14 protein-coding genes are annotated in these 14874 nt (G+C 42.4%); 10 read left to right on the forward strand and 4 right to left on the reverse strand.

Annotation, left to right across the window (positions count from 1 at the left end; genetic code table 11):
* Nucleotides 1–52 precede the first annotated feature (52 nt).
* Both KXQ82_RS01130 and KXQ82_RS01135 read right to left on the reverse strand, forming a co-directional pair.
* Complete coding sequence (locus tag KXQ82_RS01130; RefSeq protein ID WP_219486062.1) at nucleotides 53–907, reverse strand: DUF58 domain-containing protein; 855 nt, start codon at nucleotides 905–907, stop codon at nucleotides 53–55.
* A gap of 112 nt (nucleotides 908–1019) precedes the next feature.
* Nucleotides 1020–2021: an AAA family ATPase gene (locus tag KXQ82_RS01135; RefSeq protein WP_219486063.1), complete on the reverse strand. Its 1002-nt coding sequence runs from the start codon at nucleotides 2019–2021 to the stop codon at nucleotides 1020–1022.
* Nucleotides 2022–2184: 163 nt separating this feature from the next.
* Here KXQ82_RS01135 and KXQ82_RS01140 point away from each other — a divergent pair, with 163 nt between their 5' ends.
* Complete coding sequence (locus KXQ82_RS01140) at nucleotides 2185–2808, forward strand: DUF4159 domain-containing protein (protein WP_219486064.1); 624 nt, start codon at nucleotides 2185–2187, stop codon at nucleotides 2806–2808.
* 45 nt (nucleotides 2809–2853) lie between these two features.
* Here KXQ82_RS01140 and KXQ82_RS01145 read toward each other — a convergent pair whose 3' ends face one another.
* On the reverse strand, nucleotides 2854–3201 hold the full coding sequence (locus tag KXQ82_RS01145; RefSeq protein ID WP_219486065.1) for a YciI family protein: 348 nt from the start codon (nucleotides 3199–3201) through the stop codon (nucleotides 2854–2856).
* Between the two features lie 316 nt (nucleotides 3202–3517).
* Here KXQ82_RS01145 and KXQ82_RS01150 point away from each other — a divergent pair, with 316 nt between their 5' ends.
* Nucleotides 3518–6394, forward strand: a complete 2877-nt coding sequence (locus tag KXQ82_RS01150; RefSeq protein WP_219486066.1) for a S9 family peptidase — start codon at nucleotides 3518–3520, stop codon at nucleotides 6392–6394.
* Nucleotides 6395–6464: 70 nt separating this feature from the next.
* On the opposite strand, the gene KXQ82_RS01155 is transcribed toward KXQ82_RS01150, so the two are convergent.
* On the reverse strand, nucleotides 6465–7535 hold the full coding sequence (locus KXQ82_RS01155; protein ID WP_219486069.1) for a hypothetical protein: 1071 nt from the start codon (nucleotides 7533–7535) through the stop codon (nucleotides 6465–6467).
* Nucleotides 7536–7991: 456 nt separating this feature from the next.
* Between KXQ82_RS01155 and KXQ82_RS01160 the strand changes: the two genes are divergently transcribed.
* From KXQ82_RS01160 to KXQ82_RS01195, 8 genes are all read left to right on the forward strand, one after another.
* Nucleotides 7992–9149 carry a PQQ-dependent sugar dehydrogenase gene (locus KXQ82_RS01160; RefSeq protein WP_219486070.1) on the forward strand — a complete coding sequence of 386 codons (1158 nt, stop codon included), beginning with the start codon at nucleotides 7992–7994 and terminating at the stop codon, nucleotides 9147–9149.
* A gap of 79 nt (nucleotides 9150–9228) precedes the next feature.
* Nucleotides 9229–10002, forward strand: coding sequence for a rhamnogalacturonan acetylesterase (locus KXQ82_RS01165; protein ID WP_219486071.1), 774 nt, complete (start codon nucleotides 9229–9231; stop codon nucleotides 10000–10002).
* Between the two features lie 5 nt (nucleotides 10003–10007).
* Nucleotides 10008–10802, forward strand: a complete 795-nt coding sequence (locus KXQ82_RS01170; RefSeq protein WP_219486072.1) for a rhamnogalacturonan acetylesterase — start codon at nucleotides 10008–10010, stop codon at nucleotides 10800–10802.
* A complete protein-coding gene (locus tag KXQ82_RS01175; RefSeq protein ID WP_219486073.1) occupies nucleotides 10799–11752 on the forward strand; it encodes a pectinesterase family protein in 954 nt (317 codons plus the stop codon). The genes KXQ82_RS01170 and KXQ82_RS01175 overlap by 4 nt, the downstream gene beginning before the upstream one ends.
* Nucleotide 11753: 1 nt before the next feature.
* A complete protein-coding gene (locus KXQ82_RS01180; protein WP_219486074.1) occupies nucleotides 11754–12707 on the forward strand; it encodes a pectinesterase family protein in 954 nt (317 codons plus the stop codon).
* Nucleotides 12708–12787: 80 nt separating this feature from the next.
* Nucleotides 12788–13141: an S-adenosylmethionine decarboxylase family protein gene (locus tag KXQ82_RS01185; protein ID WP_219486075.1), complete on the forward strand. Its 354-nt coding sequence runs from the start codon at nucleotides 12788–12790 to the stop codon at nucleotides 13139–13141.
* A 1-nt stretch (nucleotide 13142) separates the two neighbouring features.
* Nucleotides 13143–14459, forward strand: coding sequence for a DUF4178 domain-containing protein (locus KXQ82_RS01190; protein ID WP_219486078.1), 1317 nt, complete (start codon nucleotides 13143–13145; stop codon nucleotides 14457–14459).
* 190 nt (nucleotides 14460–14649) lie between these two features.
* Nucleotides 14650–14874 (forward strand): DUF350 domain-containing protein, encoded by a 225-nt coding sequence (locus KXQ82_RS01195; protein ID WP_219486080.1) that lies wholly within the window; start codon nucleotides 14650–14652, stop codon nucleotides 14872–14874.

Here is a 14874-nt window from a genome sequence, read left to right on the forward strand (position 1 = left end):
GTATTACGAATTCATTTTGTTATTTGTTAATTCTTCTTCGCCAGCCGTAGCTTTAGCGAAGGATGGTATTCCGCTGCACCAAAAACTCGCGCAATGCTTCGTCCAGCGGTTGCGATGTGCTTATCATTTTATAGGCAATCCGTTTGCCCAGCAATTGCATCCGTAAGGCCGAAATATGCTGATCCAGGGTTTCCTGGTATTGTTTTTTAGTTTGCGCGCTTACCTGCACCGTTTTGCCTGTCTCCAAATCTTCTAATGTGGAGTAGCCCTTAAAGTCAAAATCCAACTCATTTTGTCCCATTAAATGGAAAACAACTACTTCGTGTTTTAACGCCGTCAGCGAGTCCAGCAATTTGCTGATCTCGCCTTCTGATTGATACATATCGGTAACAAATACCAACAGTTCCTTGCGCCCGGTTCCGGCAAATAGTTCTTTATAGTGTATGGGCTTGGTAAATGTTCCGGCGGGTTGTATTTGCTCAAGTTGATAGTATAACCGCTGCAAATGTTGTGGGTCGGGCCGCGATGGGAGCGAAAACAATTCGCCCTCTTTAAACACATACATTCCAATGGCGTCGCCCTGCAAATTGGCCAAATAAGCCAGCGAAGCTGTTAAAAATCTGGCGTAGTCTATCTTCTTTATCCCGTCATCATCATGGTTCATTGACGCACTCGCATCCACTAAAAACCGTACCGAAATGCTCGTCTCAATTTCCGATTCGCGGATATAGTACCTGTCGCTGCGGGCAAACATGCGCCAGTCCAGCCAACGCAGGTCATCGCCCGGCTGGTAGCTTCGGTACTGGCTAAACTCCAACCCCGGCCCCTTCACCGTGCTTTTATTAAACCCATTCATAAAGCCATCAATAACCGTTTTTGCCAGCAGCGGCAAATCCTTAATGGTCATTAATGTTTTGGGGTCGAGCACTTTATTTTATGTAATATGTGAGATGTTATATAAGATGGAAAAGGTAAGATGTAAAGAGACTGACAATACCTCTTACACCTTACGTCTTCCATCAAACTAAAGGTCGCTGTATCAATTGTATCAACTCTTCCGTCACTTTATCCGATGTTATTCCTTCGGCCTCGGCTTTAAAGTTGGTCAGTATCCTATGCCTTAAAACAGGGATAGCCATGGCGTGGATATCTTCCATCAGCACCGAATACCTACCTTTTAACAGGGCTCTTGCTTTGGCCGTCAATATCAGGGCCTGGCCTGCCCGCGGGCCTGCGCCCCAGCGTACCCACTCTTTAACATAAGTAAGGGTTGTAGTATCAGGGCGTGTAGCGCGGATCAGGCTGCTTACGTATCTTATCAGGTCCTCGTTAATGGTTACCTGCCTTACCAGTGCCTGCGCCTGCTGTATCTCTTCTGCGTTGATGATGGCATTGATGGTGGCTTTCGCTGTCCCTGTGGTACGGTTCAATACTTCATATTCTTCAGCCTCGGTAGGGTAGCCAATTTTTATCAGGAGTAAAAACCTGTCGAGCTGCGCTTCGGGCAATGGGTAGGTTCCGGCTTGCTCTATCGGGTTTTGGGTGGCCAGGATAAAGAAGGGTTTATCCAGCGGGTACGTTTGCCCGCCATAAGTAACCTCAAACTCCTGCATCGCTTCTAACAAGGCCGATTGTGTTTTCGGCGGCGTACGGTTAATCTCATCAGCCAAAATAATATTCGCGAAAAGCGGGCCTTTATTGAATTTGAAAAAGCGCTTGCCGGTTACGTGGTCCTCTTCCAAAATTTCGGTGCCTACAATATCGGTCGGCATCAAATCCGGTGTAAACTGGATACGCCTGAATGATAGGTGCAGGGCCTGCGACATGGTTTTAACGATGAGGGTTTTTGCCAGCCCCGGTACGCCTTCCAACAGGCAATGGCCGCCGGCTAAAAAGGCAACCAGCAGTTCGTCCAGTATTTCATCCTGGCCAACAATTACCTTTTGTATTTCCTTTTTTAACGATGGTAATTTCGCCAATAAGGTTTTAATATCTTGTTCTGTCAGTTGTGTTGAGGTCATTAATTTTGTGATAGTAAAATTTGAAAACACAATATATACTGCTTTAGCTTAGTAAGCAATATTTTATTAAGTTTTGCAGTAAAGTATCCAAATATTTACAAGATAGTCACAAATTATCGGATTTTGCTTAAAATATTGTACTACTTTAGTTGTTTAACATTACATGGCCATTAGCACAAAGTTTACATTTACCCGCCTAAGCTACCATAGCGGCGATTGGGATACCGACCAGCGCATGCCTGTAAACGTGCTTAACTCGCTTTTAGAATATACCACCATCCCTTTCGATCCCAAAGAAAAAGTGATCGCTTTGGATAGCAACGATATTTTCAGCGCGCCGTTTTGTTATCTCAGCGGCCACAAGCTGGTGCAGTTTGATATGCAAGAGCGCGCCAACTTTAAAAAATATGTACAAAACGGGGGCTTTGTTTTTGTGGATGATTGCAACCATGATATCGATGGGCTGTTCGCCAAATCGTTCGAAGCACAAATGGATGCCTTGTTTGGGCCGAAGAGTTTAAGGAAGATACCCAATACGCACCCCATTTACAGTTCGTTTTTTAAGTTCGATAAACCGCCAAACACTGCTTTTGAGCTTAACGGCTGGGGCGACGATCTTATTCACGATTACCTGAAAGCTTATGAAGTGAACGGCCGCATAGCGGTATTATACAGTAATAAGGATTATGGCTGTGAGTGGGATTATGACTTTAGGAATAAACGCTTTTTAGCGGAAGATAACACCAGGTTTGCGGTAAATATTGTAGTGTATGCCATGGGGAGCTGATAATTAAATGCGGCCACCACTAAAATGACAGCCGCATTTCGGTTTTTACATAGCAGTTGGGATAATGCTCCTCACCTCAACACTGCCATTCATTTTTAATACCGGGCAGCCTTTGGCAAATTCAACAGCCTCTTCAATAGTTTCGGTTCTCACCACAATAAAACCACTCAGCATTTCTTTCATTTCTACAAAAGGCCCGTCGGTTATTACATCATTTGGCTTTAATACTTTTGCCTCGAAACCTAAACGGTTGCCCGGGCTGGCTAACTTATTTTGCGCGGCAATGCTGCCCATCCAATCGCGCCATTGGGTTAATACGCCTTGCATTTGCTCGGGCGAATATTTAACATCAGGGTCCTGGTCATTTCTAAAGATAAATGCAAATTCGTTCATGATTTTTTAATTTAAATGGTTTTTCCTTGATAATGAGAGGGCATTGTAAAATTGGACAATTGTTGTAAAATAATTTAAGGCATATTAAATATATGCATTGCCATTGAGCATATAACGCTAAATTTAAAATAGTGCTTTAACAAGATGGCAGTATATAATTTGGTATCTCTCTTTTGTGGCCGGTAAAACATGTTAAAATCACCATAATTGCGAATTAGCTACGTAAAGGCTTGTTGTATGTAACTTTTTAATAGCAATGGAGGCATAATTATAAAGTTTTTAGCATATTGGTTTTACATTATAAAACTGACCCGATATGCGTAAAATTTTCCTCCTCTCGGTATTTGTTGCAACCTGCAGTCAACTTTCGGCTCAACAAAAAACCTCCAAAAAGCCCCTCGATCACACTGTTTATGATAACTGGCAAAGTATTGCCAGCGAACGCATCAGTGATGATGGTAAATGGGTAGTGTATGTAGCAAAGCCACAGCAGGCCGATGCCAACCTTTATATAAAAGACGTAAAGAATACCAGCGAATTAAAAATACCCCGCGCTGATACGGTAAGGTTAACCAGCGACTCCAGGTATGCTATATTTTTGATCCGCCCGTTTTATGCTGATACCCGCATGGCGAAGATCAAAAAGAAAAGCCCCGATGCTTTCCCGAAAGATACCCTGGGCTTGGTAGCCCTGGGAAGTAAAGACCTCAATAAAGTTCCCGGTGTAAAATCATTCAAAATAGCCGATAAGGCACCCGTTATTGCCTATCTGGCCAATGTAGCTACCGATACATCACGTGCCAGAACTGCTCCTGCAGCCGGTGCAACACCCGCGCCCGCTGGCAGAGCCGGCGCAGGTGGAGGCAGAGGGGGCCGGGGAGCCGGCGGCGGCGCAGCTGCACCTGCAAGTAAGGACGGTGGCGACCTGACCATTAAAAATATGGCACTAAATGGTAAGCAACATACCTATAAACTGGTTACAGATTACCTGTTGAGCAAAAATGGCAAGTTTGTGACTTTTGCGGTACTGGCAGGCCCGCGGGATAAGGATGTAAAAACAGGTGTGTATGTGTACGATGTGGAAAAGGATACCGCCAAATTAGTAAGTTCGGGCAAGGGTACTTACCGCAATTTAACTTTCGATGAAAATGGTAAACAGTTAGCCTTTACCGCCGAAAAGAATCCCGAAAAGGCACAGGTAAAACCATATAAACTCTATTATTATAATGCAACTAAAGATAGCGCCGAAGTTATAGCTGCCGAAAGCTCTGCCGGAATGCGCAGCAAATGGGCTGTAAGCGGCGATGGCAGGGTATATTTCAGCAAAAGCGGGAAGAACCTGTTTTTTACAACAGCGCCCATCCCTAAACCAATAGATACCACCATTGTTGATTTTGAAGTTGCCCACCTGGATATATGGAACTATAAAGACGATTACCTGCAGCCCGAGCAGTTACGTACCCTGCAGCGCGATCTGAAACGCAGCTACCTCGCTGTAATTGATCCGGATGACGCAGGTAAAAAGCTGGTGCAATTAGGTGATGAAGGTATAGAGAATGTACTGGTTGCCACAGATAATAATGATGCGCCTTATGCATTAGGGACTACTGATACCGGCGCGCGTGTACAAACGCAATGGGAAGGCAACACCAGCCGCGAGGCATACCTGATCAATATAAAAACAGGAGAGCGTACACGTATCAGCAACCGTTTAAGGGCACAATACAGCCTTTCGCCGGGTGGTAATTATGTGCTTTGGTTTGATTTTAAAGATCATAACTATTACACCTACAATGTAGCTACAAAAGTTAAAACAAACATCACAGCATTAGCAGGAACAAAATTTGTTGATGAATTGAACGATGTACCTGATGATCCGGGGTCATACGGTATTGCCGGCTGGACAGAAAAAGACAAAGCCGTTTTAATAAATGACCGTTATGATATCTGGAGCATTGACCCTGCAACGGGTAAGGCTGTGAGCTTTACTAATGGTCTTGGCCGTAAAGAAAAACTAACTTTCCGCTACTTGAATACAGATTTTGAGCAGCGGTTTATTAAAGACAAGCAAACCGTATGGTTACGTACCCAAAGCGAAGAAACCAAGCAATGGGGCTATTACCGTAAAAATATAGCAAGCGACAAAGCTCCCGAAAAGGTAATTATGGCAGCAAACAGCTACAGCGCATTAACTAAGGCAAAGCAGGGCGAAAACTTTATTTATACCAAAGAAAGCTACCAGGCATCGCCCGATCTGTATGTATCTGCCGATTTGAAAAAGGAAGTTAAAATGAGTGCTATCAATCCTCAGCAAGCCGATTATAACTGGGGCACTGCGGAACTGGTACAATGGACAACGCCAAAGGGCCATACCTCAAAAGGTATATTATACAAGCCTGAAAACTTTGACCCTAATAAAAAGTACCCAATGATAGCCTACTTTTATGAGCGCTTATCGGACGGTTTGTACAACTACCTTCCGCCAATGCCAACACCTTCGCGTTTAAACATTCCGTTTTTTGTAAGCAACGGTTATCTGGTTTTCGCGCCCGATATCAGTTACGAAACCGGTTACCCGGGACCATCAGCAGTTGAGTATGTAAACTCGGGTGTTGAAGCATTAAAGAAAAATACCTGGGTTGACGGGGCTCATATTGGCTTACAGGGCCAAAGCTGGGGAGGTTACCAGGTAGCTTACCTGATCACACAAACCAATATGTACGCTGCCGCATGGGCAGGTGCACCTGTAGCCAACATGACATCGGCTTACGGTGGTATCCGCTGGGAAACCGGGGTAAGTCGTGAGTTTCAGTACGAAAAAACACAGAGCCGTATTGGTGCTACCTTATGGGATAAACCCGAGTTGTATATTCAAAACTCGCCATTGTTCCAATTACCGAAGGTGAAAACGCCTGTGGTTATCATGTCTAACGATGCGGATGGTGCCGTACCATGGTACCAGGGTATTGAAATGTTTAGCGCCCTGCGCCGACTGAACAAACCGGTTTGGCTGTTGGTGTATAACGGCGAAGCGCATAACCTGGTACAGCGCCAAAACCGTAAAGACATACAGATACGGGAGCAACAATTTTTTGACCATTATTTAAAAGGTGCACCCATGCCCGTTTGGATGGATAAAGGCGTACCCGCTATAGATAAAGGAAAAGACTGGGGCTTTGAGTTAGTGAAATAGAAAAGGATATTAAATAAGAAAGGCGCTTAGAGGTTATCTGAGCGCCTTTCTTATTTATAAAGATAGCCTGTTATTTTGACGGGGATAAGGTAGAACCTAATGAACGGCTTGAAAGTGTTCCGGTTGTATTAGTGGGTGTTTTTTTAGCCGAGAACGGGCTTGAGCCAAAGCGGAAGATAATTGAAACAAAGGGGTTAAAGCGTGTAACCTGCTCATTCAGGTCGGCCTCCTGTAAACTTGTTGCTATAACCTGCCCGCTTGTAAACTGGCCTTTCAAATTAGTCATTTGGTGTGCTGCTATACCAAAGTTAATACCCATATTTTGGTTGTACAGTAACGAGTAACCTGCAATTACAATAGGCGATATGCCCGGGCTGCTGCTATTAAGCGCCACACCTAAACCGGCCGTAAAGCTACTGCTTAACGTGCCAGATTGCTTTGTAATGTAATGGAAAGCCACTGTAGGAGCATATTGCGCTAACGATTCGCTTGAAGCAGGGGTAATGGTATAAGTGCCAAGCGGCGCGCCACTGGCATCGCGGTTTTGCTGCGCAAAATGAGTATGCGGTTTGTATAAAGCAAACGGGATGTAAGTAAAGCCATATACAGTAACAAACTGGCCGCTTTCTTCAGTTTGTATGGTTAATGTCCATTCTTTTCTCGTGTCAGAATTGGTTACTGTTAAAGTAAACACTTCGTTATTCAGTTTTGAAACCGTGATCGGGTCGGATGTTGAAACAGACAGGTATTTTTCGTAAAACTCACAATTGTTGTTTTTAGCGATAGCCATTAACTGGCCAAATTCAGTCTCGGTTTTGGCATCACGCAGTGCCTGCTCTAAACCTGTGCATGGGTCAATACCGCCGGTGGCAGCTGTAGCGGGTACAGGTAATGTTCCCGATAACTTTAAGCTACGTGTTTGGTTAATGGTGTAATGGCCGTTAGGCAGTAAATTATGGATAACAACTACTACAGGTTTTTTATTAGCTATTTGATATAAAGGAGCAGTATTTGATAAAGCCAGATCTATAGATATCGTATCAATATTTGAAATTTTTGCTTTAGTCGTTTTTTGTGCATATCCGGCAGCACAGCTCAATAAAAATAATAAAGTTAAAAGGTTAGTAAATACTCTCTTCATATGTTATTAGTTAAATTATATTTATTACAAAACCGTAAAAGTATTCATTTTAAGTATATTAAATCAAATTATTGAAAGAAATATTCTAAAAAAGTATCTGTTTTAATTAAAAATTAAATATTATTCTTAAAAAGGACTTTAAATTTATTAAAAACGAAAGTGTTGAACAGTAGTAACTTATGGAAGTCTGTTTTTTTTACCGACAAAAAGTTTTGTTTAAATAGTCTTTTGGAATATGAACTATCTTATGATAAATTATTTTATCAGCAAATATTGCATATAACAGGTGGGTAATACCTTGTTTGTATTGACTGTCAATCTGTTTATAAATACAATAATAGAAATGATTATCCGCATAATAGTCGGGTGTTATTTTATAACTTGCAGCAAATCTAAAACACCATGCTTATTTGTTGTTTCAACTACATACGTTGCTTTTTAATAGCTGCATTGCTCTTGATTTCTCAACATACCCTCAAGGCCCAGATAGCTTTAGTGCAGCATCACATCGTATTAAAGAAAGGTATCCCGCTTGATCTTAAAGTGTTAAAAAGCTACAACATCAGTGTAGCTGCCGAGGGGATGCATCGCCTGCGCTTTCTTTCAAAAAGCCCGGACGGGCAATTGTTTGCGACCGATATGCATAGCCTGGCAGATAATAAAGCCGGTAAGATCTATCTTTTTGAAGATTGGGATAGTGCGACTAAAGCCTTCAAAACAACAACTGTTTTTGCTGATGGCCTGCACAACCCCAACCAAGTAATGTTTTACAATGATAAAGGCATAAATTATATCTACATAGCAGAAACAGATAAACTATCGCGGTACATCTATCACAACGGGGATAAGGGATTAAAAGGCAACGGACAGGTGCTTGCCCGTTTTCCGGATAGGGGATTGAGTTATAAATATGGTGGCTGGCACCTTACCCGCAGCCTGGCGCAGCATAACGGAAAAATTTATGTAAGTGTGGGTAGCAGTTGTAATGCCTGTGTGGAGAAGAAAGAAGATGTGAGGGCCATGGTGCTGGAGATGAACCCCGACGGTACAGGGCAAAAAGTATATGCATCAGGCATCCGCAATGCCGTAGCTATTAAATGGGCCGGTAATAAATTGTGGGGCACCTGTATGGGCCGCGACCTACTTGGCGCCGATAAACCCGAAGACCTTTTTGGTACAATTGAACAAGGTAAAAATTATGGCTGGCCCTGGTACTTTCAATACCAGCAAAAAATATACCCCGATGTGGCTATGATGGATTCTGCCAAATACCAGCACATCAAAGTACCGGCTGCGCCGCCACTTGCTTATTGTGGCTTTAAGGCGCACTCTGCTCCGCTTGGTTTTGACCAGTTCACTAATTTTAATGACCCCTTGCTAAAAGGTAACTTCCTGGTGGCCTTACATGGTTCAACTACAGTTAAACGCCAACGGGGTAATGCTGTAGTTTTGGTAGCCGGGAAAGACAAATATGTAGATATTGTTTCAGGTTTCCTTGTCGGGACGGCAGACAAAGACCGCCTGGGCAGGCCTTGTGATGTAATGATGAATGATGTAAACTCATTTTATATTACCGATGATAAAAACGGGGTGCTTTATTATGTGTGGAAATAGAATGTAGCAGCTTATTTACAGGCATTTTATTGAAGTTACCCGGATAAAATATATATTCGGGCTACCTTTTATAATCCGTATGAAAATTTTATTCAGTAAAATCAGCCTGTACGCGCTATGCCTGCTTATGCCCTTGGTAATGAGTTTTGGCTTGCAGCCAGGGCCTGTTACTATTTACCTTGCCGGAGATTCTACCATGGCTGATAAGGCCGTTAAAACCTTCCCTGAAACCGGCTGGGGTATGCCATTCAAGGCGTTTTTTGATAATACAGTTACTGTAAAAAATATCGCTAAAAATGGCCGTAGCACCAAATCATTCATTGCCGAAGGTTTATGGAACTCGATAGCCGATAACCTGAAAACAGGAGATTACGTGCTGATACAATTTGGCCATAATGACGAAGTGCCTACAAAAGCCACCTATACACCCGAAGCGGATTATAAAGCTAACCTGGTACGTTTTATAACCGAAACCAAGGCTAAAGGCGGTGTGCCTGTTTTAATAACACCGGTTGCCCGCCGTAAATTTGATAAGGATGGTAAGGTACAGGGTACGCACGATGTATATGCGGCATTAGTACGCACTGTGGCTCAGGAACAGAATGTACCCCTTATTGATCTGGATAAAGAAGCACAGGCCCTGATACAAAAATTTGGCCCCGAAGATTCTAAGATGCTGTTTAATTATTTAACGCCCGGCGAAAACCCTAACTACCCCGACGGTAAAAGTGATGATACGCATTTTAGCGAACTGGGTGCACGCAAAGTAGCCGAAATGGTGTTGGCCGATATAAAGGCTTTGAAACTCGATTTAGCTAACAGGATCGTTATATCGCACATAGGAGTAAAATAGTAGATATGAAAAACAGAAAATACTTACGCGCAATTTTATGCGGAGCATTGGTGCTCATGTCATTCAAGCTGGTGCCTCCAACTCCTATAAAAGTTTATCTTATAGGCGATTCTACCGTTTGTTTATACACAGCTAAACAATTCCCAATAAACGGATGGGGGATGCCTTTTGCAAATTATTTTGATGCAAGCGTTACTATTGATAACCGAGCAAGAGGGGGCCGTAGCACCCGTACATTTTTAGAGGAGAACCTTTGGAAGCCTGTTGCTGATAGCCTTAAGGCCGGTGATTATGTATTTATGCAATTTGGCCATAATGATGAAGCTAAAGAACCGCAATTTGCGGCCCGTTACACACCCGTGCCCGATTATAAAAAGAACCTCATTAAGTTCATTACCGAAACCCGTGCAAAAAATGCTATCCCAATACTGGTAACTCCAGTAGGCAGACGGAGCTTCGATAAAGACGGAAATATAAAAGAAACACATATAGAGTACTCGAAAGCTGTTTTCGAAGTAGGCGATGAGTACAAGGTTCCGGTTATTGATTTGGATAAAAGAAGCCGTGAACTTTATCAGAAAATGGGTCCTGACAGGTCAAAGCTATTATTTATGGAGCTGGATTCGGCGGAACATCCAAACTACCCTTTGGGCAGGCATGATAATACACACTTTACCGAGTTTGGCGCACGTAAACTTGCCGAAATTGTATTAAATGAGCTTAAGGCGCAACGCATTGAACTGGCCGACAGAATAGTAAAAGGCACAAACGCAGCAACTGTAAATCCACAAGCAAAATGAAAAAACTGATCATATTAAGCATCATGTTCGCTTTCGCGATCAATGCACAGGCTCAAAAACGAATTGTTGTAGCGCAGGATGGCAGCGGCAACTATAAAACCGTACAGGAAGCCATTAACGCCGTTACTGATAACAACAGATCAGTTACTGAGATTTTTGTAAAAAAAGGTACGTATAAAGAGCGTATTGTAGTGGCTGTATCAAAGATCAATATTACCCTTATTGGCGAGGACGCCATGAGCACCATTCTCACCTTTGATAATTATGCCAGCCGACTGGATAGCACGGGTAAGGCTTTAGGCACATCGCGCACGGCAAGTTTTTATGTATATGGCGGCGGCTTTACCGCTAAAAATATCACTTTCGAAAATTCAGCCGGACCGGTTGGGCAGGCGCTGGCTATTTACGTTGCCGGCGATAAGGCCGCTTTTTACAATTGCCGTTTCCTTGGTTTCCAGGATACCATATATACCAACGGCAGGGGTACACGTGAATACTATAAAGATTGCTACATTGAAGGAACTACCGATTTCATATTCGGCGCGGCAACCGCGTTGTTTGAGAATTGTGATATCTATTGTAAAAAGGGTGGCTCGTACATATCGGCTGCCTCAACATTGGATACTACTAAGTACGGGTATGTTTTTATGCATTGTAAAATAAGCGGCAGCGCACCCGATAACAGCTTTGCGCTTGGGCGCCCATGGAGGCCAAATGCCAAGGTTGTATACTTATATTGTGATCTGGGTAAGGTAGTTTCTGCCGGAGGGTGGGATAACTGGCGCAACCCCGAGAATGAAAAAACGGCTTACTATGCCGAGTATAAAAATACCGGAGATGGTTATCAGCCTGAGAAACGTGTGGCGTGGTCGCACCAGTTAACAGATGATGAAGCTAAAGCTTATACTAAAGAACAGATCCTGAACGGTTGGAAACCCACATCAAAATAATATGCAAAAGATAATTTGTGCCCTAATGTTTATGTGTTGTGCAAATGCGTTTGCGCAAAAAAAGATCGTTGTTGATCAAAATGGCGGCGGCGATTTTAAAACCGTTCAGGCCGCGTTTGATGCCATACCGGCACATAATACAAGCCGTGTGGTGATCTATGTTAAAAACGGCACATATCATGAAAAACTACGCCTTGACTCGGGCAAAAATTTTGTTGAGTTGAAGGGCGAATCAGGCTCTGGTACAATACTCACCTATGATGATCATCCCGGCAAGGTAACTGCTAACGGGCGCGGTATTAACACACAAAATTCTTACACTTTTCAAATGAATGCCAATGACTTTTATGCGCATGATATTACCTTTCGTAACGATGCCGGCTTTACCGCGGGCCAGGCTGTAGCGTTGGAAGCACGGGGCGACCGGGCTGTATTTATCAACTGCAGGATTACGGGCAATCAGGACATTTTGTTTCTGAACAGCGAGACCAGCCGCCAGTATTATAAAGACTGTTATATTGAAGGCACTACCGATTTTATATTCGGTGCTGCAACAGCATGGTTTGAAAGCTGCCATATCCACAGCAAAAAAAACTCGCATATTACGGCTGCATCAACACCGCAAAGCCACCCTTATGGCTTTATTTTTAATAATTGTACCTTAACAGGCGATACCAGCCTGCATTCGGTATCATTAGGCAGGCCATGGCGGCCGTATAGCATGGTGGTTTATATGCATTGCAACATAGGCCAGCATGTTAAGCCCGAAGGATGGAGCAATTGGAACCAAACAGAAAGTTATAAAACAGCGCGTTATGCCGAGTATCAAAACTATGGCCCGGGCGGGTCGGCAGCTTCGCGGGTATCATGGTCAAAGCAATTAACCTCGGCCGAAGCGAATAATATCACTCTAAAAAATATTTTCCCCGGCTGGGATCCTCAAAACGTAAGGTGAGTTAAATAGATTAAACAGCACATGTTTTTGTATTGGAAAACGCCCGGATATTGAATACTTTTGGTTACAAGAAATAAAAAATGCCTTATCAACCCGGTCTGCATATTTTAGTGGAATTTTCTGTATCCAATATTTTAAGTCTTTCAACATCTGTAAACTGTAAAGTCTTTTTCGATCGTTTGATCGTTGATCATTCCCTCGAAAAAGTAGGCGAGGTTTATCATGATTTTGATGGAGCCGGTTTTACGGCAGTAGTTTGTTTAACAGAGTCACACCTGTCTATTCACACCTGGCCCGAATTTAACCTGGCTACGTTTGATATTTTTTTATCGAATTATCAAAAAGATAACTCTGATAAGGTTCGGGCTATTTATAGTGATGTATTAGAATTTTTTGAAGCTACCGAAATGAAAAAAACGGAACTGGTAAGGTAATATGGCTACAATAAATTTAAGGGCCTTTCCTTACTCAGAAGATGTAGCCTGCCCTAAATGCAAGGACCAGATAGTGCTTTACGACCCCGAGGGTAGTGAATTTTGTGTGTGCCGATCTTGTAATTCACTTATTCGCTTTTCGGGCAAGAGTACGCCTGTTTTTCAAAAACACATTTTACCGCTAAAACAAGAGCCTGTAATTAAACTGGGCTCGATAGGTGCTTTTAATGATTATACCTTTAAGGTAATTGGCTATATAGAAAAAAAGGAAAAAGGCACTGCTTACGCGTGGCGCGAATATATTCTTTACAACTATGAAAAAGGTTATGCTAATTTTGCAGAGTACGATGGCCATTGGACATTTGTTGCAGGAAAGGAGTTTTACCCTGACCTTGAAGTGCTCAAAAACAACAATTGGGATTTTATTGACTACGGAGAAAATGAATACAAACTTTTTAATAAATATACCGCTGTAACCACTGCGCTGATTGGTGAGTTTGACTGGGATATTTTGCACGAGCAGGCCCATGTATCAGAGTTTGTTGCAGCCCCTAATATTATTTATAATGAGCAGGGGAAACCGGGGATATCGGGTGCCGATTTTTATCTCGGTAAATATGTTCAGCCTGCCGAAATAGCTGAGGCCTTTAAAGTAAACCTTGATCAATTTCCCGAGAAAATAGGTATTGGCGCTAATGAACCATCTGTACATGCTAAACGATGGTTTGCAGTAGCTAAAATTACTCCATTGTTAATCATATTATTGGCGGTTGTCGGGCTTATTGTATCATTTACCCACCCGGAGTACCAGGTTATGAGTAATGATTATTACATCGTAAATGATTCTACCAAGCTTAACGAGTTTAAGCCGTTTGTTACGCAATCATTCAACTTAAAGAACACCTCATCAGCATTGGAGTTTTTTATAAGATCGGATATTGACAACAATTGGGTAGAAGCAACCGTAGTATTGGTTAATGAAAGTAATAACCAAAGTTGGGAAGTGACCGAAAGTATTGAATATTATCACGGATATGAAGATGGAGAAAGTTGGTCGGAAGGTTCGCAGGTTGCCAATGTGCTCTTGTCTGCTATTCCGCGCGGCAAATACCATTTAAATATTTACCCGGCATCCGGCGATCTGAACAGTAAAAACATCCATATTAACATTGTTGCTGATCCGATCATATGGCGAAATGTATGGGTTTCTATTTTATTACTATGCCTTTACCCGTTTTATGTTTGGTTAAGGATGCGCATGTTCGAAAAAAAGAGGTGGATGAACAGTGATTATTCACCGTATGAAACTCACAACTAAAATGAAATATATTAAAGCGGTACGCATTTACCTGGTTTTGGCTTTTTTAATAATAGGGTATTACGCTTACAGTTCCTTTTATGGGATAGCCTTTTGGGAAAGCAGTACAATAACCAAAAACACTGAATATAATAACAATAGCCACGTAAGGGGTGTTCACGTATTTTATCACAAATAAAAGATTATTATTATGAGCTTACACGAATTAATTAACTACAAGTACATTATAGCTTCTATATTGTATTCGGCAATAGGGATCATTATCCTGCTGATATCGTATTGGATAATTGAAAAGATCACACCCGAAAACCTGTGGAAAGAAGTTGTTGATAAGAACAACATCGCGCTTGCTATCGTTTGCGCTTCTTTTATGATAGCAGTAGCTATGATCATCAGCTCGGCAATACACGGATAA

Source organism: Mucilaginibacter rivuli (assembly GCF_019391655.1).
Classification (GTDB): Bacteria; Bacteroidota; Bacteroidia; order Sphingobacteriales; family Sphingobacteriaceae; genus Mucilaginibacter; species Mucilaginibacter rivuli.

Bases quoted from the DNA above. Each gene is read 5' to 3' on its own strand.
- KXQ82_RS01150 (WP_219486066.1), top strand. From the start codon at position 3,518: ATGCGTAAAATTTTCCTCCTCTCGGTATTTGTTGCAACCTGCAGTCAA.
- KXQ82_RS01190 (WP_219486078.1), top strand. From the start codon at position 13,143: ATGGCTACAATAAATTTAAGGGCCTTTCCTTACTCAGAAGATGTAGCC.
- KXQ82_RS01130 (WP_219486062.1), bottom strand. From the start codon at position 907: ATGACCATTAAGGATTTGCCGCTGCTGGCAAAAACGGTTATTGATGGC.
- KXQ82_RS01175 (WP_219486073.1), top strand. From the start codon at position 10,799: ATGAAAAAACTGATCATATTAAGCATCATGTTCGCTTTCGCGATCAAT.
- KXQ82_RS01170 (WP_219486072.1), top strand. From the start codon at position 10,008: ATGAAAAACAGAAAATACTTACGCGCAATTTTATGCGGAGCATTGGTG.
- KXQ82_RS01145 (WP_219486065.1), bottom strand. From the start codon at position 3,201: ATGAACGAATTTGCATTTATCTTTAGAAATGACCAGGACCCTGATGTT.
- KXQ82_RS01155 (WP_219486069.1), bottom strand. From the start codon at position 7,535: ATGAAGAGAGTATTTACTAACCTTTTAACTTTATTATTTTTATTGAGC.
- KXQ82_RS01165 (WP_219486071.1), top strand. From the start codon at position 9,229: ATGAAAATTTTATTCAGTAAAATCAGCCTGTACGCGCTATGCCTGCTT.
- KXQ82_RS01185 (WP_219486075.1), top strand. From the start codon at position 12,788: ATGCCTTATCAACCCGGTCTGCATATTTTAGTGGAATTTTCTGTATCC.
- KXQ82_RS01195 (WP_219486080.1), top strand. From the start codon at position 14,650: ATGAGCTTACACGAATTAATTAACTACAAGTACATTATAGCTTCTATA.
- KXQ82_RS01140 (WP_219486064.1), top strand. From the start codon at position 2,185: ATGGCCATTAGCACAAAGTTTACATTTACCCGCCTAAGCTACCATAGC.
- KXQ82_RS01135 (WP_219486063.1), bottom strand. From the start codon at position 2,021: ATGACCTCAACACAACTGACAGAACAAGATATTAAAACCTTATTGGCG.
- KXQ82_RS01180 (WP_219486074.1), top strand. From the start codon at position 11,754: ATGCAAAAGATAATTTGTGCCCTAATGTTTATGTGTTGTGCAAATGCG.